Raw genomic sequence first — 373 nt, 5'->3', positions numbered from 1 at the left:
GAACACCACAGCAACCATGATTGATGGTTCTTTCTTCCAAGACGAAGTGGAACAACGCAAAATTATGGCTGTACCGATGGTGTTCCAAGACAATGAACACATTGGTCAAGGTCGTATGACCCTTGAAGAGATTGTGGCAAAACTTGACACCAACTCAGCTGAAAAAGATGCAGCAGCGCTTAATGCCAAAGATGCGTTTGATGTGTTAGTGATTGGTGGTGGACCTGCAGGTGCAACGGCTGCAATCTATGCAGCACGTAAAGGTATTAACACCGGTATCGTGGCTGAACGCTTTGGTGGTCAGGTCATGGATACCATGGACATTGAAAACTTCACTTCAGTGCAAAAGACTCAAGGTCCTAAGTTTGCTGCC

The 373-nt window shown here is 46.1% G+C and carries 1 protein-coding gene; it reads left to right on the top strand.

The features are described from left to right. Nucleotides 1-373, top strand: a 373-nt coding sequence (locus tag NL42_RS19385) for an FAD-dependent oxidoreductase (RefSeq protein ID WP_461313934.1), incomplete at both ends; no start/stop codon positions are given.

The sequence above is a fragment of the Acinetobacter sp. GN11 genome, assembly GCF_054823985.1.
Note: the sequence above shows the minus strand (reverse complement) of the source record. Positions and strands in the feature narration are given on the sequence as shown.